This window comes from Viridibacillus soli (genome assembly GCF_016612995.1).
GTDB lineage: Bacteria > Bacillota > Bacilli > Bacillales_A > Planococcaceae > Viridibacillus > Viridibacillus soli.
Genome location: NZ_JAEOAH010000023.1, coordinates 64,393 through 88,156, shown reverse-complemented (window position 1 = coordinate 88,156; position 23,764 = coordinate 64,393). Strand labels below are relative to the sequence as shown.

Genomic DNA, 23,764 nt, shown 5'->3' with positions numbered 1-23,764 from the left:
GTTCTCCATTCACGCATAATTTGATATCATTCAGCACTATATATCTCCTTTCAACCAATTTATAATGCACCATTAGTAATCCTTGCGTATGCTTAAGCCAACATCATATGTAGGGGGAATTAAGGTGGAAACAATAATTGAAGTAAGCCATTTGAAAAAGGATTTTCAAAATGAGAGTGCAATTCGTGATGTATCATTTAAAATTGAAAAGGGAGAAATATTTGGGTTTCTTGGACCGAGTGGATCAGGGAAAACAACAACTATTAAAATATTAACAGCTCAACTGTTAGCTTCTGGTGGGAAAGTACGTATTTTTAACGAAGATGCTAAAGCTTTAAAGCAACCTGCTTCACGTAGCAGATTTGGAATCCTAACAGATAATAGCGGTTTATATACGAGGTTATCAGTAGAAGAAAACCTTCTTTTATATAGTAAATTATATAATTTACCTGAATCATCTGTTAAAGAGGCGCTTACTTTTGTGAACTTATACGAAGAACGTAAAAAACGTATTAGTGTTCTATCAAAAGGAATGATTCAACGTGTTACATTAGCACGTGCAATTTTACACAAACCAGAGTTACTCTTTTTAGATGAACCAACTTCAGCACTTGATCCAGTCAACACGAAACATATCTATGAAGGTTTACGCAAATTAAATGAAATGGGGACGACTATTTTCTTAACAACACATGACATGGCAGAAGCAGAAATACTTTGTGATCGAATAGCTTTCTTAGATGCAGGGGAAATACGTGCCATTGGTACACCTAGCCAGCTGAAACGTCAGTTTGGTGATGATTCACTAACTGTAGAGCTGACAGATGGACGCAAGGAAGTTATTGGAAAAGGCGCTGAGGATGCGAAACAAATGTTCGAATGGATGCAAAATAATTTAGTTGATCGTGTCATGACAAATGAGCCGAGTTTAGGAGATATTTTCGTGCAGGTAACGGGGAGGAAACTACTATGAGTACATCAGTTAAAAGAATTCAAGCAATATTAATCAAAGATTATAAAGAGACTTCGCGGAATATGGCAGTGTCATCTATGCTTTTCTTACCACTTATTTTGGCAGCCTTTTATAGTCGCGCAGGTTTTGATTCGATACAAGGGCACTTTATGGGGATCAACTTTACATTTACAATGGTGTGCACGTATATTCAATGCTGTCTGATTGCTGAAGAAAAGGAAAAGAATACTTTACGTAGTCTCATGTTATCTCCAGCATCAACGCCAGAAATACTAATAGGCAAAAGTTCTCTTACTTTTTTATCTACTATGATTGTGATTGTAGGTTGTATGATCTTAACAGAGTATATGCCAGGGAATGTAGCAGTGATGGCGATTGCTTTGATATTATCAGCGGTATTTTATCTTGCTGTTGGAACATTTCTTGGATTATATGCGAAGTCTGTTATGGAATCATCTGTAATTGTTTTACCAGTACTAGGTATTTTTTCATTAGGTCCAATGGCAATGGCGTTTGTCGATAGCTATCCTATTTTAAAGATTGTTGAGTGGCTTCCGAGTACGCAAATAATTCTTTTGGCCGAAATACTTGAAGAAAGTTTTACATTAGGTGATTTGGTGCAGCCTTTTGCAGCAATTATTGGATGGATTGTTGTAGCAACTATTGCAACAATCATTGCATTTAATAAGCGTATGGTGGATTAAAAAACGACTTAGATTCAAATAAACAAAACCCGCAGATAGAGGCTCTATTTGCGGGTTTGTCAGTTTTATTTATTTTACTTTACTTAACGCTTTTTTTAGCGTTTCAGTATTTTTATGCATTAAGGTAAAATATGTTTCATTATTCTTTATATCTTCATTTGTTAGCACACTCAAGTTATGCAGGGTTAGTGCTTCTGCTCCTACTTCCTTTTGAATTACCTCAGCTAATTTGGAAGATACATTTTGTTCGAACAGGATGTAATGAATATGATTTTCTTTTGCTTGGTCTACAATTTTAGTTAATTCTTTTTGTGAAGGTTCGTCTTGTGAATTCAAGCCTGCTACCGAAATTTGCGCCAATCCGTACGTCCCAGCGACATAGCCAAATGCTGAATGGGATACAAAGAACGTTTTAGAAGGGGCAGCATCCGCCATTTCTTTAAAATCTTTATCTAAATTTTGTAATTCAGTGACTAGCGCTTCATAGTTTTTTTCGAATTCGTCTTTATTATTTGGTTGAGTTTTCACTAGAGCATCTTTGATAGAAAGCGCTAAATCTTGGCTGATGATAGGTGACAGCCATACATGTGGGTCAATTTCGCCATGTGCATGGTCGTGATCTTCTTCAGTTTCCTCGTGATCGTGGTCATGCACAGCACTTGTGCTAACATCTAATTTTTCCTCAGATACATCAGCAGCAGTTTCAACAAAATCAACATTTTCGTTTTTTAATGTTTTCTGTGCGTTTGTGACAAAGCCCTCAAGACCTAAACCAATATAGAAGAACAAATCAGCATCCGCTAAGTTCATCATATCCTTTTGAGTTGGTTCAAATGTATGCTCATTTGAGCCAGGTGGATAAATAGAAGATACTTCAACATGCTCGCCACCAATACGCTCTGCAAAATACGTTAATGGATAAACGGTTGTATAAATAGAAAGTACATCTTTTTTACTTTTATCCTGATTCAATTTGTCATCTGCACCACATGCAGCAGTAAATATTGTAAGTATAGCAATTAAAAATATGAATATAGTCTTTTTCATATAAGCACCTCTTAAATAGTAATCATTACGATTTGTTGATTCAACATGTTTTATCATACAAGAGTTTCAAGAAAAACACAATAAAAAAAAGCCTCGAAATTAATCTTTTTTCGGAGGCCTTTCTTCTGGAACTGGATCGTATCCACCTGGATGCAGTGGATTACAGCGTAAAATACGACGAATTGCTAAATAAGTACCTTTAAATGCACCATGCTTTTCAATGGCTTCAAGCCCGTAATTTGAGCATGTTGGATAAAACCGGCAAGTTGGTGGAGTTAAGGGGGAAATTGCCTTTTGATAAAAACGAATGAAAAACTTGAAAATGTATTTCATTTACTTATCTTCTTTCTCTGCAGTATAAAATGGCTGCGTTGGTTTTGGATCAATCGTTTTATGTGAATCTTTTTGATTGTTTTTTGCGATAAAGTAAATTAAATAACCTGCCAAAGCTACTGTCATAACGACAACGGGCATAATGGCAATCCATGCAATCGACATTTTTTCACCTCTAGTATAACTTCATGTTTATTTTACTTAAGATTACGGTATATTAACAGTATAGTGCTTAAAGCATGAAGAGGAGTGTGAAAGTTTTATGTCAGCTTTACAAAAAGAATTAAATCAGCTTGTATCGTCATGGTCAGTACTTTACACGAAGTTACATAACTACCATTGGTATGTGAAAGGTCCCTCTTTCTTCACCCTACATGAAAAGTTTGAAGAATTATACAATGAAGCAGCAACACATCTAGATGAGATTGCCGAACGTATTTTGTCTTTGGGCGGACAACCTGTTGCAACATTAAAAGAGCATCTAGCACTATCAGATGTAAAAGAAGCGGCTGGTAGCGAATCAGCAACTGAAATGGTCGCCGCTCTCATTAGCGATTTCGAAATAATGATGAAATCTTTAAAATCAGGTATGGAAGAAGCAGCCAAAGAAGAGGATGATATGACGGAAGATTTACTAAATGCCATCTATCAAAGCCTTGAAAAACATGTTTGGATGTTAAAAGCCTTTTTAGGTTAGTAAAAATAATAACAAAGTCAGTGGCTGATGCTGCTGGCTTTTTCTATTTGCTAATAAAATATGAGATAGGATTCCCGGACAACTTTATTACTGATACAAACAACAGAACAGAGCAATATGTGGGTAACAACTTAACTTGTACGAATTGTCATGCAGGAGCTGGATTAGACGAAAACTCTTCGTCATTAGTAGGCATGACAGCAGTTTATCCACAGTATATTGAGCGTTCTGGAAGCATTGTCACGATTGAAGAGCGTATAAATGGTTGTAAGGTTAGAAGTATGAATGGCAAAAAGTTTGAAGCAAACAGCGATGAACTTGAATCGATTGTTTCTTATTTTAAAAATATTTCTGAAGATATTCCAGTCGGAGAAGACATGCCATGGCGTATGAAAAATTCAATGGATGATGTACCAGTTCCTAGTGTCGATACTGTTTACGAATAATAAAATTGTTTAAAAAATAAAAATAGTTGTTTAAAAAAGATGGTTTGAATTGGAGCTTCATACCATCTTTTCTTTTTATCCTATATAGTAAGAGTAAGAATATTTCAATGTTCGTATAGTTAAGAAAAGGGTGAAAGTTAAATGGTATTTTTCAAAAAAACTCATATGTATATACTGTCAGCAATTATTGCTTTGTTTGGAATTTTAGTGAATTACGAAACAACATGGGCTGTTGTTCTCTTAGGAATTAGTTTTGTAGGCTACTTATTTTTAATCTATCTGGATAGAGGGAAAGCTAAAAATAATAATTAAATGGGGGCGAATCTTCATTATTCGCTTACCGAATTAAACAACATTATTATTTGTTAAAATAACAAATTTAAAGCAACTAACCGATTTTTCAATAACTATAATATCCTCCTATCATTTAATGGAGAGAAGGATATAATATTTTTTAGAGTAGAATTAAACGACTTTATTATTCATGTACAGATAATGATGAAAAAATTCATCAAAGTTCATGTATTGCATGTCGCGCAGCAGATGGATCTGGCACTGGTCCAAATACAGGCCCAGCACTATGGAGAAAAGATTCCTTTAATGACGGAGCTGGTTTAGCACGACTTTCTAAAATGGCAGGATATATTAAAAATAATATGCCTGTTGGTGGAGAAGGAACGTTAATAGGTCAAAATGTCTGATTTAGCAGCATTGTTTGAACCAATTTGCAATCAAATTAGGTAAATCATTAGATGTTGACATACATATTATTGAAGGTGCATTCAATTTAGTGATGGAGGGACGACTTGAAGAACACAACAGGATTGTCACCTCCGAATTAGAGAGACTAGTAAAAGGTGGTACTCGAATAATTGCAGTAGCCCAATTATCTATGGTAGGCGCAAGTAAGAATGTAGATGGAAACATACTAAATCCTTTACATTTACTCATGCCAGAGATTATTAATGTATTGGAATTAGATAATAGGTGAAATAATCATTGAAAAGTAATTAGAGCATTTTTAAAAGCTATTGTTGTTAATAGAGAGTAGCACGAATTGGCTGAAGCTGGTTCGTGCTTTTATTATCTATGCAAGGAGGGAATGGGAATTTTTTGAAAGCTTTAATTATTCTAAAACTGACCTTATCAAATTATGCAATATTGGTCCTTTTAATATACTCATTTACTAGGTTACAATAGCGAATAATTCTGGAAATAAATTGTTCGAAGAATAGGGGTTAGCATGAATAATACATATAATACAACGACCATTAGCCAGTTCTTCCTTTGGGTAGGTGCCTCTGTGTCGATTGCAGAGATTGTTACAGGCTCACTTTTAGCTCCGCTTGGTTTAACGAAGGGGATTCAGGCCATTCTTATCGGTCATGTGATTGGAGCAATTATTTTATTTTTATCTGCGTGGATTAGTGCGAATAGTCGAGTGACGGCTTTACAGGCGACACGTATATCCTTTGGTACATATGGTTCTTACGGCTTAACGACATTGAATATGTTACAGCTTGTTGGATGGGCATCCGTTATGATTGCGACGGGCTCTATCGCATTAAATGGTATTTCAAAAGAGCTGTTTGCGTTCGATTTTCAAGCGCTGTGGAGTCTTTTAATCGGCGCTATACTCGTGATGTGGGTACTGTTTGGCTTGAAGAAAATTTCGAAGCTAAATATTGTTGCTGTGACGATTTTATTTGGTTTTACAATCGTATTAGCTTCTGTCATTTTTGGTGGGGGTGGAGTCGGAACTATACCTGATGCGACGATGAAATTTAGTACGGCTGTAGAGTTGAGCGCGGTTATGTCTCTTTCTTGGTTACCGCTTATTGGAGATTACACACGTCATGTAAAGCATCAAAAAATGGGAACAGTAATGAGTGTATTAGGTTACAGTGTTGGTAGTACATTTATGTTTATTATTGGGCTAGGTGGTAGTCTTTACGTCGGTTCGTCTGACATTAGTGCGATTTTAATGGCAAGTGGACTTGGTGTTGTAGCGTTAATGATTGTCTTATTATCTACTGTATTAACGACGTTTTTAGATTCGTATTCTGCAGGGGTAAATTTTAAAAACCTTGTACCAATGGCAAATGAACGCTTTGTATCGGTGATTTTCACCTTGCTAGCAGTAGTAATTGCAATTGCCGCAAGTGTTTCTGCATATGAATCATTTTTGTATTTCATTGGTTCGGTATTTGCGCCGCTTTATGGTATATTGTTTGCAGATTATTATTTATTAAAACGCCGACATATTGATCCGCAGAAGAAATGGTCGTGGCAAAGTGCATTACTATGGCTGTTAGGTGTTGTCATTTATCATGTTTCATTAAAATATCCGATTCCACTAGGACATACACTTTGGGTGCTAGTAGGTGTCTTTATCGTAAGAATAGCAATGGTTGCAGTTATAGAGAGAAAAAATGTTTTTAGCAAAGTAGATTTAGTAGATAGATTATGAAGGGAAAGAAAGTTCATGACAATTTCAAGAGCATTAACAATTGCGGGCTCAGCAGCACGTGGCGGAGCTGGGATTCAAGCTGATTTAAAAACATTTCAGGAACTAGATGTATTTGGAACCTCTGCTGTTACTGCGATTGTGGCAAGAAATCCCAAAACAGGACAAGGGATTTTCCCACAATCAGTAGAAGCGATCGAAGCACAAGTACATACAATATTAGAAGATATCGGTGCGGATGCGATTAAAACGGGTATGCTTTTCACGCATGAAATTATCACAAATGTGGCACAGTGGATACAACAATCGGGTGTGCAGAATATTGTCGTGGATCCCGTGATGATTGGAAAAATTGGTTCGGCGTTATTAAAAGAGGATGCTATGGAGGCAATGCGAACGCAATTATTACCTCTTGCAACGATTATCACACCAAATATGCCAGAAGCGTCTTATTTATTGGATAATATGGAGCTGAATTCTGTAGAGGATTTAAAAGATGCTGCAAAAAAATTACATGAACTCGGCCCACAATATGTGCTTGTAAAAGGTGGACGATTAGAAGGTCCTGCAATTGACATCTTATATGACGGCAAACAATTTTATTTATTAGAAGCACCTCGATTCGATACAATCCATACGAATGGAGCAGGCTGTACGTATTCGGCGGCTATTACTGCTGGCTTAGCAAAAGGTCAAACAGTACCAGAAGCGGTTATTGAGGCAAAGAAATTCATTTCAGCAGCGATCCGTCATTCATTCGGCTTTAAACAAGGTGTAGGCCCTACTTATCATGCGGCTTATGGAAAGTATGGAGAAACCGGTTGTACGGTAACGATTGAAAGTGCAGAGCTTTTTGCAAAATAATACGAATTAGGTTTCCCTTGCGAATTATTATGTCGCAAGGGGTTTTTATTGAAACAAACGGCTAAACGTATGTTTTATGTATTGCATGAACATTCTTGTCTTGGAGAGTAACATCTTTTAACGGTTGGAAGGATTAATATTCTATTGGAAATACCGATATTAAAAAGGGAAAAGGAGTGATACAAATGGATATTAACTCTATCATGTCTTCGGAGCTTGCTCAGCTTCAACAAACTGTACAAATGAGCGTTTTGCAAAATGCGATGAATATGCAAGCAACAGCTGCTGTCCAGCTTTTAGAACAGATGCCTGAACCGGCACAAGCAGCTCACCCTTATAAAGGGGCGTCTATTGACGTTCAAGTTTGATTTATTTAAGCCATGTACTTCTACATTAAGGTGCATGGTTTTCTTATAGAGTTTTAAAGGGTATGAATGATTATTTGGTGATGCTTTAATATTTGACTCCACTAGGTTGGGAATATAGAATAAAGATGAAATTTGTTGTGCAAACTATATGATGAAGAAAAGAGGCGTGTGCAAAGTGGCTATTAATGTATACTTGAACTTTAATGGGAATTGTCGCGAGGCAGCTGAATTTTATGCGGATGTTTTTAAAACAGAAAAGCCGCAAATTATGACTTTTGGTGAATCACCTCAAAGTCCAGAATACACTTTACCAGAGGAAGCAAAAGATTTAGTCATGCATACTCGACTCAGCATCCTTGGAAGCAATGTTATGTTTTCCGATGTTTTCCCTGGTTCACCTTTTGTAGAAGGTAATAATGTAAGCCTAGCCGTTGTTAGCGATAATGAAGAAGAACTTAGATCTGCTTATGAAGCACTAAAAGTGGGCGGTAAAGTAGCTATGGAGTTACAAGAAACATTTTGGAGTAAATGCTATGGAAGTTTAAAGGACAAGTTCGGCATCGAATGGCAATTTAGCCATGAGAGTGGGGAAGTTTAAGATTAGAAAATTAATGATAAAGATAAATTTTTAAAAAAAGAGATCTCATATTGTAAGAAGTACTAAACACCTCCAAGTTTATAACTATAAACTTGGAGGTGTTTTTAGTGTTAAAAAGTTAGTTATTAATTTGAAACAAAAGAGAAAGACATTAAAATGGGGAATTATGAATAAAAATATTGTTTTATATTTTTATAAAAGGTGTTTTTTAATGAACAGATACGGGGAAATAATAATGATTAATATAAGTTACAATTAAAATCCATAGTTATGCATTCGCAATTCAATGACGACGGTATTACGTTAGCAGAGGGAAAGAGATTAATTACGTTAAATATTGAAAGCAGTGGAATCAAAAATAAGAAGCAAGCATTAAGTGATTTAGAGAAATCATATCAAAGTGTTTATAGAGAGTTAGTAGGTTATAAGGAAGAAGTGTTGGAAGTAGCCCCGGATAAACTGTAATTAAAATAATAATTTAATAGGGTTATTATGAATAATATGTAATATTTATTTAAAATTCCGAATAATACATACAAATAGCGTTCCATTGTGTTATATTTAGAAAACAATTGAATATCGTGTAGGCTAAGGTGCGCTATCTATAATAGATAGTCGCTTAAAAGGGAAATCGGTGAAAATCCGATGCTGTCCCGCAACTGTATGTAGGAGCAAACTTTCAAATCCACTGTTATAACTGTAACGGGAAGGGGGAAGTAAGCGATGATGACAAGCCAGGAGACCTGCCTTAGTTTAGTACACACCAACAAACCTACGTGGATAGGAGGTGTTAGAGAGATTTTTCAATGGACAACTATGTCCTAGTACGATAAGCGAATTTGAAAGGGAATAGTATATTCTATAACTTTATTTATTCCTGATTTTTTTCGATATTTACTATATTAAAATCATCAACCACCTTTTTATGGCTACATAATAAAAGGGTGGTTTTTTTATTGAATTGGAGGATGAAAAGATGAAAAGTACAGTTGTCGGATACCCATATATTGGGCCGAATCGTGAATGGAAGAAAACACTTGAAGCATTTTGGGGAGAAGAAATAAGTGAACAACAATTCGAAGCACAAATGAAAGAGTATCGACTAGCGAATATTAAAGTCCAAATAGATGCAAAAGTTGACTCAATAACTGTAGGTGATTTTACATACTACGATCGCATGCTAGATTTAGCTACTATGTTTGGGATCATCCCAAAACGTTATAAGTGGAATTCAGATTCGGTTTCTTTAGAAACATATTATGCAATGGCACGAGGAAATCAAGCTGCTCCTGCAAGTGAAATGACAAAGTGGTTTAATACGAATTACCACTATATTGTACCGGAGTATGAAGGACAAAATTTAAAGCTAATTGACAATAAACCGTTACGTTACTTCTTAGAAGCAAAAGAAAATTTCAATGTAGAGATAAAGCCTACAATCATTGGTCCTGCAACATTTTATCTTTTAACAAAAGAAGTAGAAACGTCGAATAAACCATCATATTTACTTCAATTAACTAATGTATATAGTCAATTGTTGAGTGAACTATCACTAGCTGGAGCAGAATGGGTTCAAATAGAAGAACCTATTTTAGCAACTTCGTTATCTTCAGACGATATGAGAATCATCACAGAAATATACGATCAGCTTAATACTACGAAAGGTTCTAGTAAATTGTTATTACAAAGCTATTTTGAATCAGTAGAGTGGTATGAAGAAGTAATTAATTTACCTGTAGCAGGTATTGCGTTAGATTTCGTACATGGTTTTGAAGAGAATATATCGAATATTAGGAATTTTGGATTTCCAAAAGACAAAGTTCTTTCAGCGGGAATTATTAATGGTCGAGACATTTGGATTACTCCTTTGCAACAATCATTAGATTTGCTAGTTGAATTAGAAAGCTTAGTTACACCAAATCATTTGTGGATTCAGCCATCGTGTAGCTTAATGCATGTGCCAGTTAGCTTAACACTAGAGTCGAACTTACCCAAAGAGTTAAACGATAACTTAGCTTTTGCTAATGAAAAGTTACAAGAGTTAGCTATTTTGAAAAATGCATTGAAAAATGGTAGAGATGTGTATCAAGAAGCTTTCGAAAACAATCGTCTAGCTAGAGAATTACTAAACAACAGCCTAGTACGTCAACAAGAAGAAGTACAGAATAGTATTAAACGATTGAGTGAAGTTTCTTTATCTCGCATCTCAGAATATGCTATTCGAAAAGATCTCCAACAAGAGCTTTTACAACTACCGAGATTCCCAACAACAACAATAGGTAGTTTTCCACAAACAGCTGAAGTGAAGCGAAATCGTACACAGTTGAAAAAGGGACAGATTGGTAAAGAACAACACGATAATTTTATAAAAGATGAAATTGAAAGATGGATTGCATACCAAGAAGGTTTAGAGCTTGATGTTTTAGTACATGGTGAATTCGAAAGAACCGATATGGTCGAATACTTTGGAGAAAAATTAGCTGGATTTGTATTTACAGCAAATGCGTGGGTAGTTTCATATGGCTCACGTTGTGTAAAACCACCAATCATTTATGGTGATGTTAAATGGGAGAACCCAATGACTCTTGATGAAACAGTTTACGCACAAACGTTAACAACGAAACCTGTTAAAGGTATGCTGACAGGACCTATTACGATATTAAATTGGTCATTTGTTCGTGATGATATTCCACGTAGTATTGTGGCACAACAAATTGCCTTAGCGCTACGAAAGGAAATTAAAGTATTAGAGAGTGCTGGTATTCGAGTTATTCAAGTCGATGAACCTGCACTTAGAGAAGGGTTACCATTGAAAGCTAAAAAACATGATGACTATTTGAACTGGTCTGTAGATGCCTTTAAATTAGCTACTTCTGGAGTAGAAGATGAAACGCAAATTCATACACATATGTGTTATTGCGAATTTAATGACTTTATTGAACCAATTCGTGCACTCGATGCAGATGTTATTTCGATTGAAACATCGAAAAGTCATGGTGAAATTATTAAAGCTTTCAAAGATGCAAAATATACGAATAGTGTTGGTTTAGGTGTATATGATATTCATAGCCCACGGATTCCTAATATAGATGAGATGGTAGCTGTAGTGAATGATAGCCTTGAAGCTATTTCACCTGAACAGTGCTGGATTAATCCAGATTGTGGTTTGAAAACGCGAAAAACAGATGAAACTTTAGCAGCTCTTGAGAGAATGGTGAATACTGCAAAATTATTGAGAGAACGAAGTGTACAACGAATAAAATAATCAAAAAGTTGAAATTCAATCTTTGCTATCAATTAGATATTGTTGGATAAAAATTTAGTGTATCCAATAGATTATCTTTGGTTTATAGAGTTTTATAAGATGCGTAACAGGTTGTGTTATTTAAATGTGTGATTAAGGAAGTTTAATTATTAATGAAAAGGGAGGCTACTCTAAAGAATCTAAAAAAAGTCAAATTAGAGTAGCCTTTTTGTGTCTTCTCTATTTAGAAAAGTATATATGTATCAAAAGATAGCGTGAAAAAAAAGAAAATCCATAGCTACATAATTTGCGGAGTATAGTTATTCAAAAGCAGGGCAACCTACTGTTAAAAAGGATGATACGATGACGCCAATTACACTTTATGTATCGATTGCGAATAAGCGCTATTACACTAGCCCATATGATTCGCCGTGGGAATTTAAGCTTCAAATTGAACCGCAGTATGTAAAAGTTTTTGACCAGCTTTTTAACCAATCGAGTACACTGGATCAGCAAAATTTTTGGAGAGCGCAGCTACCATATGTGCCATACCATTTAGATCCTGAAAATGATGAAATTGACTTACGTCTAAAAAAAATGTACGCACTTGTGCATGAATTTGGAGACGCTGAAACGAAACAATTAATCGAACAAATGCCATATTATAGTTGATTGATAAACATACCTTCGTTACACTTAGAGCAATAAGGAGTGAGCGAAGGTATGTTTACATTTACGGATTTAAATGGTTATGGTGTTGAATTATCTTTTAAAAAAAATGCATTTGCTATGTTGCCAAAGCATGTATTAGTTTTAGCTAAATATAATAATCAGTGGTTATTAACTGATCATCCAAAGCGTGGACTAGAATTTCCTGGTGGCAAAGTAGAAGCTGATGAAACCCTAGAACAAGCTGCTAAACGAGAAGTATATGAAGAGACGGGTGCGGTGATTCACGAAATCGAGTGGCTTGCAACTTATCATGTGCATGAAGAACGTCCGTTTACAAAAGCTGTTTTTGTAGCAAATGTTGAGACAATCGAAGATATTAAGCCGCAGTTTGAAACCAATGGAGTCGTATTACTAACGGATGAAGAATTAAGTAATAGCGACCGTCTAAGCTTTTATATGAAAGATGCAGGTATGAAAAAAATGCTGGAGAAGGTGAGTGAACGTGAAGATAAATGGCGTTATTGAAAGTCGTCGTGATTATCCATCTCCGAATCCACAAGTGCGTCTAACAGAAATTACATATTGGTCTGAAGGTTTGCGTGTGAAAGGTCTACTCGCAGAGCCAGCTATAGCAGGTGTTTATGAAGGGCTTTTATATTTACGCGGAGGTATGCAAGGAATTGGCATGGTGCGACCTGCTCGTATAGCGCAATTTGCATCTCAAGGTTTTGTCGTTTTTGCGCCGTATTATCGGGGAAATCGCGGCGGAGAGGGCCGTGATGAATTTGCAGGGAATGATCGTTTTGATGCAGTGAATGGTGTGGATGTGTTAAAGCAGTTTTGTCAAACACATCGCATTCATATTTTCGCTTTCTCAAGAGGAGGAATAATGGCGCTTTGGACAGGGATTTTACGCTATGATATTACGTCTATTGTAACATGGTCAGGTGTGTCCAACCCTAAATTTACGTATGAAGAACGTATAGATATGCGCAGAATGATGAAGAGGGTAATAGGAGGGTCACCTACAAAAGTACCCGAGGCGTATAATGAGCGGTCACCGATTGTGGAAATAAAGAAATTGAATGTACCTGTATTAATAATTCATGGTAAAAAAGATGAGCATGTCGGTATTCAGCATGCTTTTTTATTAGAAGAAAGTTTAAAGGCATTCGATAAGCATGTAGAAACATGGTATTTTAATGACTTTACGCATTTTTTCCCTGCTTCAGTGAATTATAAGACGGTTAAGGGCGCATGCAATTGGATGAAGCTCCAAAAGGGGTGAATGAATGTTAGGTTATGTAAAAGTAACAATTGATATGCGAAAGCTAAAAGTTAGTTCGAGTTTTGAAGAAAAGTACCCTTTTTGGCCAGTTCTTTGGAACACCCATATAAAGGATTATAAAGAAGTAGAAATTCAAAATTGGCAGGAAGAAAAGTCTACGATTGATGAATTAGAACGTATATCATCTGTTTCAAAAAATGAAGGATTAATTAAAATTGAAAGAGTATTTCTATCGGATGTGAATCGTGAATTTTTCATAAATCAATCAGCGGATGAAGAGGGAAAACTGAAATGGTTTTCTATGCGATTTTTTGATGAGAATGGAGAAAGCGGCTTAGAAATTAAAGATTACGGGAATGAGCTACGTTTTAATCGGGTGACTGAGGAACAATCCGATAGAATAATCGAAGTGTTTTCTAATCCACATACTGAAGTTGTTTTTGATGATAATGATAATGATACTGATTAAAGCTGTAAAAAAGACATTATTTAGAATCAAAGATAGACTTGTTAATTAACGTTTAACAAGTCTATTTTAAATTTCTTATGCGGTTAAAAGCCAGTTAGTTGCATTAGAAAATTCCAAAAAGCTAAGTTATAGAGTCCTGCATTACTGTTGGACAGCCATAAGATGCCATAATTAATTCAATGAAGTTTTAGAAAGTCTAGTTCTTATACATCATTCAATGTAGTAACACACCGTAACAGGATAATGTAATGAATTTGAGTGTTATATCTAAAGATTCCGTTCATTTATTTTTATCGTTTAACTCATTAATCAGTTGGACTGCTTCATCGATATGTGCCACATCAAAAATTTGAATGTTTAAGCTCAGTTCCTTTTGAATCTCTGCTACTTCTTCAGCATTTTCGCTTGGGATGATCATAAAAGAAAGAGCGTATCTTTCAGCGATTTGAATTTTTTCTTTCAAAATCCCGACAGATACTACGTCACCCTTTGCGCTAATTCCTCCAGTAACTGCAATAGATAAATCGTTTTGTAAATCGCCCCGCATGATGAGTTCAGATAGCACTAAGCCTAGTCCTGCACTACTTCCTTCATTTTGGTCGTTATTTAAAAATTCGTTAATATTTTCGTTTTCTTGTCCTAAATAATGCTTCACATTTTCTCTCATTTGTTCTACTTCACTTTTTTGAAGATGAATCCACTGTAATAATTGACGGTTTTTGCTTCCATATCGAATTTGATTCGTCACTTCAATAATATTTAAAAAATCAACATGTTGTTCGTTTAAAAGTTTCGTAACGGCGTTTTTACTTTCCATAAATTTAAAATCTACTTTAGTAACACCTAATAAATAGATTCCTGAACCTTCGGCTACTTGTAATGGCTCCTTATAAATGTAGGCGGCATGCGAAGTAGATTCATATCCTAAAAGCGGTAGTTCATAGCAAAGTAAAAGCGATATTATACACAAGGCGAGTAGGATTTTTCGTTTGTAAGCACGTTTTTTTCGATACACAATGAGTGCGATTACTAGGATAATTAAGCTAACAAATAATCCACCGATAAAAACAATTCCATCGATTACATCTTGAAGATATAATAATAGAAATACGAAATAAAATAGAATGGTTAAAAAGCCGATTATGAGATAAGATAAATTCCTTTTGAGACTAAAAATGATTTCTCCGCTCCTCACTACAGTGTAACTAGTATTTTTAAAATTTCTAAAAAATGCTGAACATTCCTTTAAAACTAACTACGGATTTCTTTCGAGAAGAAATAATGCTTGGAATGTATTCTACTTGCTTCTAGTTGACAGTATTATTTTATATAGCATCCCGGAACACTTAAGGAAAAGTAATAAATGAAGCAGATACCAAATATATTAGACCTCATAGTAATCTCCTCTTTTTCCGATATATTTAATACTATACTTCAACTGACCTGCCCCTTTGATTTAATAACACGAGCAGTATTTATTTTTTAAGTCTATACTCAATATTCTATAAATTCACTATAAATCCTCTATATGACAAAAAGCGTAACTAAAGATTTTATCTTAGTTACGCTTTTTTATTCTTTATAATGTTGCATATTATAGAAACTATGTTGATGTATCAACGTATTAACTTTTGACTTTTAATAGTCCATAAGAATAGTTTTTCTTTTCGGATGAATTAAGCGATTGGGCCGCCATTTTTTACGATAGATTCTGATACAACGCCGAATTTTTTGAAGTTTTCCCGGAACATACTAGCAAGTGCAGAAGCTTTTTGATCATAAGCCACTTTATCTTCCCAAGCATTACGTGGGTTTAATACTTCAGTTGGTACACCTTCAATAGCTACAGGCATTTCTAAGCCAAAGATAGCGTCTTTTTCAGTAGTAACGTTATTTAGTTTACCATCGATTGCAGCACGAATCATTGTACGAGTGTATGAAAGTTTCATACGGTTACCTACGCCGTATTCGCCACCAGTCCAACCAGTGTTTACTAGGAATACGTTTACGCCATGTTCGTCGATTTTGTTACCTAACATTTCAGCATATACTGTAGCTGGAAGTGGTAGGAATGGAGAACCGAAGCATGTAGAGAATACTGGTTCAGGCGAAGTAACGCCACGTTCAGTACCTGCTAGTTTTGATGTAAATCCACTTAAGAAGTGGTACATTGCTTGTTCTTTCGTTAATTTACTGATTGGAGGTAATACGCCAAATGCATCTGCAGTTAAGAAGACGATTGTTTTTGGGTGACCTGCAACAGATGGGTCTACAATGTTATCGATATTTTGGATTGGATAAGCAACACGAGTGTTTTCTGTCAGAGAACCGTCATCGTAGTTAGGAATACGAATTTCTTCATCTACCACTACGTTTTCTAATACAGTACCAAAACGGATTGCATTGTAAATTTCAGGTTCTTTCTCTGCAGAAAGGTTGATTGTTTTAGCGTAGCAACCGCCTTCGATGTTGAATACACCGTTGTCAGACCAACCATGTTCATCATCACCGATTAATTTACGATCTGAATCTGCAGATAAAGTTGTTTTACCCGTTCCAGATAGACCGAAGAATAAGGCTACATCGCCTGCTTCACCAACGTTTGCTGAACAGTGCATTGAAAGAATACCTTGTTGTGGTAATAAGTAGTTCATGATACTGAAAATTGATTTTTTCATTTCGCCAGCGTACTCAGTACCACCGATTAAGATAATGCGTTTTTCAAGAGAAACGATGATGAAAGTTTCTGAATCAGTGCCATCTACTGCTGGGTCCGCTTTGAAAGTTGGAGCTGAAACGATTGTGAAGTCAGATTCATGAGTTTTTAGCTCTTCTACAGTAGGACGAATGAATAATTGATGTGCAAATAGGTTATGCCAAGCATATTCATTTATAACGCGAATAGCTATACGAGATGCTGGTTCAGCTCCTGCAAAACCTTTGAATACAAATAATTCTTCTTTTTCTTTTAAGTAGTTTACTACTTTAGTGTATAATGAGTCGAAGATATCTGATGAGATGGGCTTATTTACTTTACCCCAATCAATTTTATCTTTTGAACTTTCTTCTTCTACCATATATTTATCTTTAGGAGAACGACCTGTATATTTACCTGTTACTGCTCTTACAGCACCATCAACAGTTAGGATTGCCTCACCGCGTGAAGTAGCTTTTTCTGTTAATTGTGGTACTGAAAGTTGTTCCAGAATATTTTCGCCTTTCAATAATTCCTTCAGTTCATTCGTAGGTTCTACTGAATTCATCGTTTTACGTACCATCCTTTTTATATTATTCCTCATAATTGAGTGTATTTATAATTCATTTCGGAAATTAGTATAACACATTTAGTTAAATAATCTATACTAATTAAGGTATAAATTTTATGAAAAATGTACTTTTTTTAAAATAACAAAAAAGGTATTGACAACAATTCCAAAGTGTTCTAACATGAGGAATTGAACGGATACTCTTATCCCGAGCTGGTGGAGGGTCAGGCCCTATGAAACCCGGCAACCTGCATTATGATTTCACGTGATGCGCTGGTGCTTAATCTGATGCAAGGATTCAATCCTTGAACGATAAGAGTGAAAGGTGCTTATGAATTATTCCCTTCCACTCATTAGTAATAATGGGCGGAAGGGTTTTTTTTATTTAAAATAGACCAAATCCTACATTTTTTTATTAGTATATGTAATTTAAGCGGATCTATTTATATATAGTGGCACTTTCTAGAATCCTCGTGTTAAAAGCAGCAACGGCTTGGTGTTCAATCCGACTGGAAAGAACTAACATGGGTAATGAGTACCGTATCATTTCCGAGGCAATCTCGCAGATAATAGGAGGAAACCAAATGACAAACCGTAGACTGTTTACATCAGAGAGTGTAACAGAAGGACATCCAGATAAAATTTGTGATCAAATTTCGGATGCCATTTTAGATGAAATCGTTTCAAAAGACCCGAATGCACGTGTAGCGTGTGAAACTACAGTAACAACAGGTCTTGTATTAGTAGCAGGAGAAATTACAACTTCAACATATGTTGATATTCCCAAAATCGTTCGTGAGACGGTAATGGAAATAGGTTATACTCGTGGTAAATATGGTTTTGATGGTGAAAATGTAGCTGTTTTAACAGCAATCGGCGAGCAATCAGCTGATATCGCATTAGGCGTTGACCAAGCTCTTGAAGCACGTGAAGGTTCGATGACAGATGAAGATATTGAAGCTATTGGCGCTGGTGACCAAGGTTTAATGTTCGGATACGCATGTAACGAAACACCGGAGTTAATGCCTCTACCTATTAGCTTGGCACATAAATTAGCACGTCGTTTATCTGAAGTTCGTAAAACAAAAGAGTTAGCTTATTTGCGTCCAGATGGTAAAACACAAGTGACAATCGAATATGATGAAAACAATCATCCTGTTCGCGTTGACACAATTGTTATTTCGACTCAACATGATCCAGAAGTAACATTAGAACAAATTAAAGCTGATTTACAAGCACAAGTTATTGTTCCAGTTGTTCCTTCTGAATTACTTGATGCAAAAACAAAATACTTCATCAACCCAACAGGCCGCTTTGTAATTGGTGGGCCTAAAGGTGATGCTGGTTTAACAGGTCGTAAAATTATCGTAGATACTTATGGTGGATACGCTCGTCACGGTGGCGGTGCATTCTCAGGTAAAGATGCGACGAAAGTTGACCGTTCTGCAGCGTATGCAGCGCGTTATGTTGCAAAAAACATTGTAGCAGCTGAACTTGCTGAGCGTTGTGAAGTGCAACTTGCTTACGCGATTGGTGTTGCACAACCAGTTTCAATTGCAATCGATACATTCGGTACAGGTAAAGTAAAAGAAGCAGACTTAGTTGAGTGGGTTCGTGAATTATTTGACCTACGTCCGGCTGGAATCATTAAAATGCTTGATCTACGTCGCCCAATTTACAAACAAACAGCTGCTTATGGCCACTTCGGTCGTACAGATTTGAATGTTCCTTGGGAAGCTACAGATAAAGCAGACGCTCTAAAAGAAAAAGCAGGTCTATAATAGGCTAGTAAACAAGTTCAAAATAAAACATCCCTTCACTACAAATTGATTGATCAATAGTGGAAAAGGGATGTTTTTTATTTATATAGAAGAAACTCAATGTTTTTTCAATAAATTCTGAATCAAATAAATTTTAATTTATAAAATTGTACCTAATTTCTCTACTATTTTGCAAACAAAGATTACTGCTAACTTCGACTACCACCTTTCACCATACAGATATTTAACTCGTGTAAATAAATGTCTTCGTACAGATCTGTGAAATAGATATATATGCTATTATTTAATTAATATATTGATAATTCAGTCTTAATAAGAGGAGAGAGATTACCATGAAAAAATTGTTGTTAACCGGATTTGAGCCTTTTTTAAAGTATTCGATTAATCCAACGATGAAGGTTGTTGAAGCATTAAATGGTTTAGAGATTGGTAGCTTTCAGATTATAGGTAAGGTACTTGATGTTGATTTTAATACATCGGGGAAACAGTTTCGAGCATTGATCGAAGAATTAAAACCAGATGCAATCATTTCACTAGGATTGGCTGGTGGAAGATATAAAATAACTCCAGAAAGGATCGCTATAAATATGAAGGACGGCGGGCCGGACAATAATGGTTACAGCCCCGTAGATGAACTCATTTATTCAGATAGTGAAGAGGGATACTTTTCAAGTTTACCCATCCGTAAGATGGTGGGTAAATTACTTGAGAGGGGCTACCCAGCAAGTATATCAAACACAGCAGGTACATATTTGTGTAATAACATCATGTATGAAGGATTGCATTATTCAAAGACAAAATATCCGCATATGAAATCTGGTTTTGTTCATATCCCCGCGTCACATGAGCTTGCTATACAGCATGGTGACATCCCTAGTTGGTCTCAACAAGATTTAATTGAAAGTATTAAAATTTGTATTGAAGTATTAAGTGAAGACTAGGAATAATAATTTATCATAATTTAACAAATAAAACCCTCCGTTAAAAACGGAGGGTTTTATTATTTTTGTAGTGATTTATAATATTGACCCTTTTCGTAATATTCGTTTTGAATACGGTCCATATCTTTTAGATCTTCTTCAGTTAATTCGCGGATCACTTTTGCAGGACGGCCAAATGCCAAAGTATTTGGTGGGATTTTCTTACCTTGTGATACAAGACTACCTGCACCAATAAATGCACCTTCGCCAATCTCAGCACCGTCAAGAATGATTGAAGCCATTCCTATTAATGCACCTTTTTTAATTGTACAGCTATGTAATGTAACTTGGTGTCCAATTGTCACTTCATCTTCAAGAATAAGTGGATAAGCTGGACTTTGGTGTAAACAACATAAATCTTGGACATTTACTTTCCGTCCGATAATCGTAGGCGATACATCCCCGCGAATAACCGTATTATAAAAAATAGAGGAATCAGGTCCGATAGTAACGTCGCCTGTAATAATTACGTTATCACCGATAAAAACAGATGGGTCAATAGATGGGTTTTTGTCTTTAAAAGGATAAATCATCGAAAAACGCCTCATTTCAAGTTATTATGTATTATTATCGTAACAAATGGTAGCTATGAATGGAACAGAAATAGTTAGAATACGTTAAAATATATACATAGGAAATAATGAGGTGAGCTAGTTATGTGGAAATGGGAAACAGAGGGTCAAGCGAAAGCTGTCGCTGTTATTATACATAGTGCATACGAACATCATAGGCGATATGCATGGTTAATTGAAAACTTAAGAGAGTCAGGAATCCATGTTATTTCAGGTGATTTGCCTGGGCATGGTGAGGACAGTAGACATAAACGTGTACATGATGAAGATTTTAAAAGCTATGAAACATTTGTTAAACAAATGATGCAAGCAGCTTTAGTATATAATTTGCCGATATTTGTCATAGGTCATGGCCTTGGTGCTACTTTAGCGATCCATGTCATTGAGAAATTTAAATATGAATGTACAGGAGTCGTTTTGACATCACCTTGGATGCATTTAAAGCACCAACCATCTAAATTATCGAATGCGTTAACAGGGCTTAGTAAATTAACAGGGAATATGAAGATCAATCATGAAATAAATATTAAACACTTAACGAGAAGCTATGAATTTTTTAAAGAGGAAAAAGACGACATTTATTATAATTGTGTTGTCTCGGTTAATTGGTACCGTGAGCTCCATGCCTTTATGAAGGGAATTTCACAGCAAACGGTATTCCCGGATATTCCTATCTTATTAATGAGTGGTGGCAACGATAAGATAGTAGATGTTATGTATAGTAGAAAATGGCTCACTCAACAGAGCTTAGCAGAGTACCAATATAAACAATGGAAAGCATGTTATCACGATTTGTTCCAAGAACAAGAACGTGAAGATATTTATGTGTATATGGAAAGTTTTATGTTTAATACACTTAGGTCGGTTGGATATATTATTTGAATGTGGACGGAATTTAACAAAATTCCGTTTTTTTTTTATGTAACCGATTCCAATTGTCGTATAACACAATAGATATATTTTCAAATTAGGGGTTTTGATATATAATACATAACATTGCTATTTCAATAGAATGAATTTTTCCTATACAAGAAATTAGCAATATGTATAATTAGTGGAATAATTTATTTTGAGCGATGGGGGACAATAGATGGAAACCATTATTAACGGCATGTACGAAATATTATGGGGTCCGTGGATGATCTACGGTATTCTGCTAGTCGGATTATTGTTTACTATATTAACAAAAGGTGTTCAAGTTCGTTTCTTGAAGGAAATGTTTGCTCAAATCTTCAAAGGCGAGAAATCCGATGCAGGTGTATCCTCTTTCCAAGCATTATCTATGGCATTATCAGGCCGTGTTGGTACAGGCAATATTGCAGGTACTGCTACAGCAATTGCATTTGGTGGACCGGGCGCAATCTTCTGGATGTGGGTAATTGCCTTCATCGGATCTGCAACAGCTTATGTAGAATCAACATTAGCGCAAATTTATAAAGAGAAAAAAGACGGTGTATACCGAGGTGGTCCTGCGTTTTATATAGAAAAAAGTACAGGGAAGCGTTGGCTAGGGATGATTTTCGCTGTAGCAGCAGTAGTGGCAATGGCATTTTTACAACCAACAGTTCAATCGAATGCTATTGCTGATTCGATGTATACTGCATTTGGCATACAGCACTGGATTTCAGGGTTAGTTGTTTGTCTTATTTTAGGCTGTATTATTATGGGTGGCGTAAAACGTATTGCATCAGTAGCTTCTTTTGTCGTACCATTTATGGCGATGGGATATCTGCTGGTAGCTGCTATTATTATCATTTTAAATATTGAGAAAGTACCTGAAGTTTTATCTTTAATTATCCGAAGTGCATTTGGTCTTGATTCAACATTTGGGGGGATGATTGGTGCAGCGATTGCATGGGGAGTAAAACGTGGTGTCTACGCAAGTGAAGCGGGACAAGGTACGGGGCCACACCCATCAGCTGCTGCAGAAGTATCTCACCCTGTAAAACAAGGTTTAGTACAAACGGCTTCTGTATACTTAGCTGTGTTTTTAGTTTGTACTGCAACAGCATTCATGATCCTATTTTCGGGTATGTATAATGTCCAATTAGAGGAAGGTAAAGGTGAATATTTAGTTGAAAATGTGCCAGGTATTTCCGCTGGTACAGCTTATACTCAAGAGGCTGTAGATAGTGCATTCCCAGGTGCTGGGGTAGGCTCTGGCTTTGTAGCTATTGCACTATTCTTCTTTGCCTTTACAACTACGATGGCCTACTATTATATTGCTGAAACGAATGTTGCGTATATGTTCGAAGGAAAGCGTCAGAAAATCGGCATACGCGTCGTGCAAATTATCATTATTGCTACTACTTTCTATGGTGCAGTCCGAACATCTGATTTAGCTTGGGTATTAGGTGACATCGGTCTTGGTTTAATGGTCTGGGTAAATGTTTTTGGGTTATTATTCTTGATGAAACCAGCGCTGATTGCACTTAAAGATTATGAGCAACAGAAAAAGCAGGGGATAGATCCTCAATTTGATCCAGTTAAATTAGGTATTAAGAATGCCGACTTCTGGGAACAAAAAAATAAATACGCAAAAAAATAGTAATTCTACTATTTTACGACACTTGTCCTTTGGATTAAGTGTCGTTTTTTAATATATTTTGAACTCAGCATAAGTTGTATCTGAGAAAGTTAAGTAGAAAGCTAGCAATGATAGGATTCGAATTTTCAATCAATGGATATTAATAAGGACGTAAAAATAATAGTGTCCTTCGTATAATAATTTATTTTAAAATAATGATCTGCTATTGAAAATGGATGGGTGGAAGAAAATCTATTAGCAGTAATTAGTTATTTTATCACGCGTATTGATTAACCTAATTTATACAATCACAATCTGATTCATTCCTTGATGAAATGCAAGGATTTCCTTCATGCCAAGCCGCTATTCAAATAGCATGGTTGCACTAAAAAACAAAAGGCTAAAATCTACGAATAATAAGAGTTTGACGTACTTTTTCTTACATACTTACACGTAAAGAAATTTCAG

At 35.7% G+C, this 23,764-nt stretch carries 26 protein-coding genes, 1 pseudogene and 2 riboswitches; of the genes and pseudogenes, 21 read left to right on the top strand and 6 right to left on the bottom strand.

Annotated features, from left to right (window positions below; genetic code table 11):
* The first annotated feature begins 124 nt into the window (after positions 1–124).
* Entirely contained in the window at positions 125–973 is an 849-nt protein-coding gene (locus tag JFL43_RS14805; RefSeq protein WP_200749633.1) for an ABC transporter ATP-binding protein, read from the top strand.
* Positions 970–1,677, top strand: a complete 708-nt coding sequence (locus JFL43_RS14800; RefSeq protein ID WP_200749632.1) for an ABC transporter permease — start codon at positions 970–972, stop codon at positions 1,675–1,677. Before JFL43_RS14805 ends, JFL43_RS14800 begins: the two co-directional genes overlap by 4 nt.
* 69 nt (positions 1,678–1,746) lie before the next feature.
* Here JFL43_RS14800 and JFL43_RS14795 read toward each other — a convergent pair whose 3' ends face one another.
* From JFL43_RS14795 to JFL43_RS14785, 3 genes are all read right to left on the bottom strand, one after another.
* Positions 1,747–2,724, bottom strand: coding sequence for a metal ABC transporter solute-binding protein, Zn/Mn family (locus JFL43_RS14795; RefSeq protein WP_200749631.1), 978 nt, complete (start codon positions 2,722–2,724; stop codon positions 1,747–1,749).
* Positions 2,725–2,823: 99 nt separating this feature from the next.
* Positions 2,824–3,057 (bottom strand): membrane protein insertion efficiency factor YidD, encoded by a 234-nt coding sequence (yidD, locus tag JFL43_RS14790; RefSeq protein ID WP_100796215.1) that lies wholly within the window; start codon positions 3,055–3,057, stop codon positions 2,824–2,826.
* Positions 3,058–3,222 carry a hypothetical protein gene (locus JFL43_RS14785; RefSeq protein ID WP_200749630.1) on the bottom strand — a complete coding sequence of 55 codons (165 nt, stop codon included), beginning with the start codon at positions 3,220–3,222 and terminating at the stop codon, positions 3,058–3,060.
* A 97-nt stretch (positions 3,223–3,319) separates the two neighbouring features.
* On the opposite strand from JFL43_RS14785, the gene JFL43_RS14780 reads away from it, so the two are divergent.
* From JFL43_RS14780 to JFL43_RS14715, 15 genes and pseudogenes are all read left to right on the top strand, one after another.
* Positions 3,320–3,754 (top strand): Dps family protein, encoded by a 435-nt coding sequence (locus JFL43_RS14780; RefSeq protein WP_200749629.1) that lies wholly within the window; start codon positions 3,320–3,322, stop codon positions 3,752–3,754.
* A gap of 119 nt (positions 3,755–3,873) precedes the next feature.
* Entirely contained in the window at positions 3,874–4,200 is a 327-nt protein-coding gene (locus tag JFL43_RS14775; RefSeq protein WP_200749628.1) for a c-type cytochrome, read from the top strand.
* Positions 4,201–4,341: 141 nt separating this feature from the next.
* Positions 4,342–4,512 carry a hypothetical protein gene (locus JFL43_RS14770; protein WP_200749627.1) on the top strand — a complete coding sequence of 57 codons (171 nt, stop codon included), beginning with the start codon at positions 4,342–4,344 and terminating at the stop codon, positions 4,510–4,512.
* Positions 4,513–4,715: 203 nt separating this feature from the next.
* Positions 4,716–4,892, top strand: a pseudogene (locus JFL43_RS22640) (c-type cytochrome); the annotation flags it as partial.
* Between the two features lie 23 nt (positions 4,893–4,915).
* Positions 4,916–5,191 carry a hypothetical protein gene (locus JFL43_RS14765; RefSeq protein ID WP_200749626.1) on the top strand — a complete coding sequence of 92 codons (276 nt, stop codon included), beginning with the start codon at positions 4,916–4,918 and terminating at the stop codon, positions 5,189–5,191.
* 252 nt (positions 5,192–5,443) lie between these two features.
* On the top strand, positions 5,444–6,670 hold the full coding sequence (gene cytX / locus JFL43_RS14760) for a putative hydroxymethylpyrimidine transporter CytX (RefSeq protein WP_200749625.1): 1,227 nt from the start codon (positions 5,444–5,446) through the stop codon (positions 6,668–6,670).
* Positions 6,671–6,685: 15 nt separating this feature from the next.
* A complete protein-coding gene (gene thiD / locus JFL43_RS14755; RefSeq protein ID WP_200749624.1) occupies positions 6,686–7,531 on the top strand; it encodes a bifunctional hydroxymethylpyrimidine kinase/phosphomethylpyrimidine kinase in 846 nt (281 codons plus the stop codon).
* Between the two features lie 185 nt (positions 7,532–7,716).
* The gene (locus JFL43_RS14750; protein WP_100794600.1) at positions 7,717–7,899 is read left to right on the top strand and encodes a YjfB family protein; all 183 of its coding nucleotides are present in this window, start codon (positions 7,717–7,719) and stop codon (positions 7,897–7,899) included.
* Between the two features lie 175 nt (positions 7,900–8,074).
* A complete protein-coding gene (locus JFL43_RS14745) occupies positions 8,075–8,497 on the top strand; it encodes a VOC family protein (protein ID WP_100794599.1) in 423 nt (140 codons plus the stop codon).
* Positions 8,498–8,767: 270 nt separating this feature from the next.
* Positions 8,768–8,962 (top strand): hypothetical protein, encoded by a 195-nt coding sequence (locus JFL43_RS14740; protein ID WP_200749623.1) that lies wholly within the window; start codon positions 8,768–8,770, stop codon positions 8,960–8,962.
* A 109-nt stretch (positions 8,963–9,071) separates the two neighbouring features.
* Positions 9,072–9,262, top strand: a riboswitch (cobalamin riboswitch).
* A gap of 211 nt (positions 9,263–9,473) precedes the next feature.
* Positions 9,474–11,762 carry a 5-methyltetrahydropteroyltriglutamate--homocysteine S-methyltransferase gene (gene metE, locus JFL43_RS14735; protein ID WP_200749622.1) on the top strand — a complete coding sequence of 763 codons (2,289 nt, stop codon included), beginning with the start codon at positions 9,474–9,476 and terminating at the stop codon, positions 11,760–11,762.
* Positions 11,763–12,104: 342 nt separating this feature from the next.
* Complete coding sequence (locus tag JFL43_RS14730; protein WP_100794598.1) at positions 12,105–12,413, top strand: transposase; 309 nt, start codon at positions 12,105–12,107, stop codon at positions 12,411–12,413.
* A 51-nt stretch (positions 12,414–12,464) separates the two neighbouring features.
* Positions 12,465–12,938, top strand: a complete 474-nt coding sequence (gene ytkD, locus JFL43_RS14725) for an RNA deprotection pyrophosphohydrolase (protein ID WP_100794597.1) — start codon at positions 12,465–12,467, stop codon at positions 12,936–12,938.
* The gene (locus JFL43_RS14720) at positions 12,916–13,701 is read left to right on the top strand and encodes an alpha/beta hydrolase family protein (protein ID WP_200749648.1); all 786 of its coding nucleotides are present in this window, start codon (positions 12,916–12,918) and stop codon (positions 13,699–13,701) included. Before ytkD ends, JFL43_RS14720 begins: the two co-directional genes overlap by 23 nt.
* A 4-nt stretch (positions 13,702–13,705) precedes the next feature.
* A complete protein-coding gene (locus JFL43_RS14715; protein ID WP_200749621.1) occupies positions 13,706–14,170 on the top strand; it encodes a hypothetical protein in 465 nt (154 codons plus the stop codon).
* Positions 14,171–14,450: 280 nt separating this feature from the next.
* On the opposite strand, the gene JFL43_RS23220 is transcribed toward JFL43_RS14715, so the two are convergent.
* Complete coding sequence (locus JFL43_RS23220; RefSeq protein ID WP_200749620.1) at positions 14,451–15,365, bottom strand: S16 family serine protease; 915 nt, start codon at positions 15,363–15,365, stop codon at positions 14,451–14,453.
* 481 nt (positions 15,366–15,846) lie between these two features.
* A complete protein-coding gene (gene pckA, locus JFL43_RS14705) occupies positions 15,847–17,433 on the bottom strand; it encodes a phosphoenolpyruvate carboxykinase (ATP) (protein WP_200749619.1) in 1,587 nt (528 codons plus the stop codon).
* A gap of 203 nt (positions 17,434–17,636) precedes the next feature.
* A riboswitch (SAM riboswitch) is annotated at positions 17,637–17,755 on the top strand.
* A gap of 265 nt (positions 17,756–18,020) precedes the next feature.
* On the opposite strand from pckA, the gene metK reads away from it, so the two are divergent.
* Both metK and JFL43_RS14695 read left to right on the top strand, forming a co-directional pair.
* Entirely contained in the window at positions 18,021–19,217 is a 1,197-nt protein-coding gene (gene metK / locus JFL43_RS14700; RefSeq protein ID WP_100794592.1) for a methionine adenosyltransferase, read from the top strand.
* 332 nt (positions 19,218–19,549) lie between these two features.
* Entirely contained in the window at positions 19,550–20,158 is a 609-nt protein-coding gene (locus JFL43_RS14695) for a pyroglutamyl-peptidase I (protein ID WP_200749618.1), read from the top strand.
* A gap of 59 nt (positions 20,159–20,217) precedes the next feature.
* On the opposite strand, the gene JFL43_RS14690 is transcribed toward JFL43_RS14695, so the two are convergent.
* Complete coding sequence (locus tag JFL43_RS14690) at positions 20,218–20,730, bottom strand: gamma carbonic anhydrase (protein WP_100794590.1); 513 nt, start codon at positions 20,728–20,730, stop codon at positions 20,218–20,220.
* Between the two features lie 123 nt (positions 20,731–20,853).
* Between JFL43_RS14690 and JFL43_RS14685 the strand changes: the two genes are divergently transcribed.
* Positions 20,854–21,651: an alpha/beta hydrolase gene (locus tag JFL43_RS14685; protein WP_200749617.1), complete on the top strand. Its 798-nt coding sequence runs from the start codon at positions 20,854–20,856 to the stop codon at positions 21,649–21,651.
* A gap of 208 nt (positions 21,652–21,859) precedes the next feature.
* Positions 21,860–23,317, top strand: a complete 1,458-nt coding sequence (locus JFL43_RS14680; RefSeq protein ID WP_200749616.1) for an alanine/glycine:cation symporter family protein — start codon at positions 21,860–21,862, stop codon at positions 23,315–23,317.
* Positions 23,318–23,764: the final 447 nt, after the last annotated feature.

Bases quoted from the DNA above. Each gene is read 5' to 3' on its own strand.
- JFL43_RS14800 (WP_200749632.1), top strand. From the start codon at position 970: ATGAGTACATCAGTTAAAAGAATTCAAGCAATATTAATCAAAGATTAT.
- JFL43_RS14795 (WP_200749631.1), bottom strand. From the start codon at position 2,724: ATGAAAAAGACTATATTCATATTTTTAATTGCTATACTTACAATATTT.
- yidD (WP_100796215.1), bottom strand. From the start codon at position 3,057: ATGAAATACATTTTCAAGTTTTTCATTCGTTTTTATCAAAAGGCAATT.
- JFL43_RS14785 (WP_200749630.1), bottom strand. From the start codon at position 3,222: ATGTCGATTGCATGGATTGCCATTATGCCCGTTGTCGTTATGACAGTA.
- JFL43_RS14780 (WP_200749629.1), top strand. From the start codon at position 3,320: ATGTCAGCTTTACAAAAAGAATTAAATCAGCTTGTATCGTCATGGTCA.
- JFL43_RS14770 (WP_200749627.1), top strand. From the start codon at position 4,342: ATGGTATTTTTCAAAAAAACTCATATGTATATACTGTCAGCAATTATT.
- cytX (WP_200749625.1), top strand. From the start codon at position 5,444: ATGAATAATACATATAATACAACGACCATTAGCCAGTTCTTCCTTTGG.
- thiD (WP_200749624.1), top strand. From the start codon at position 6,686: ATGACAATTTCAAGAGCATTAACAATTGCGGGCTCAGCAGCACGTGGC.
- JFL43_RS14750 (WP_100794600.1), top strand. From the start codon at position 7,717: ATGGATATTAACTCTATCATGTCTTCGGAGCTTGCTCAGCTTCAACAA.
- JFL43_RS14740 (WP_200749623.1), top strand. From the start codon at position 8,768: ATGCATTCGCAATTCAATGACGACGGTATTACGTTAGCAGAGGGAAAG.
- metE (WP_200749622.1), top strand. From the start codon at position 9,474: ATGAAAAGTACAGTTGTCGGATACCCATATATTGGGCCGAATCGTGAA.
- JFL43_RS14730 (WP_100794598.1), top strand. From the start codon at position 12,105: ATGACGCCAATTACACTTTATGTATCGATTGCGAATAAGCGCTATTAC.
- ytkD (WP_100794597.1), top strand. From the start codon at position 12,465: ATGTTTACATTTACGGATTTAAATGGTTATGGTGTTGAATTATCTTTT.
- JFL43_RS14715 (WP_200749621.1), top strand. From the start codon at position 13,706: ATGTTAGGTTATGTAAAAGTAACAATTGATATGCGAAAGCTAAAAGTT.
- pckA (WP_200749619.1), bottom strand. From the start codon at position 17,433: ATGAATTCAGTAGAACCTACGAATGAACTGAAGGAATTATTGAAAGGC.
- metK (WP_100794592.1), top strand. From the start codon at position 18,021: ATGACAAACCGTAGACTGTTTACATCAGAGAGTGTAACAGAAGGACAT.
- JFL43_RS14695 (WP_200749618.1), top strand. From the start codon at position 19,550: ATGAAAAAATTGTTGTTAACCGGATTTGAGCCTTTTTTAAAGTATTCG.
- JFL43_RS14690 (WP_100794590.1), bottom strand. From the start codon at position 20,730: ATGATTTATCCTTTTAAAGACAAAAACCCATCTATTGACCCATCTGTT.
- JFL43_RS14685 (WP_200749617.1), top strand. From the start codon at position 20,854: ATGTGGAAATGGGAAACAGAGGGTCAAGCGAAAGCTGTCGCTGTTATT.
- JFL43_RS14680 (WP_200749616.1), top strand. From the start codon at position 21,860: ATGGAAACCATTATTAACGGCATGTACGAAATATTATGGGGTCCGTGG.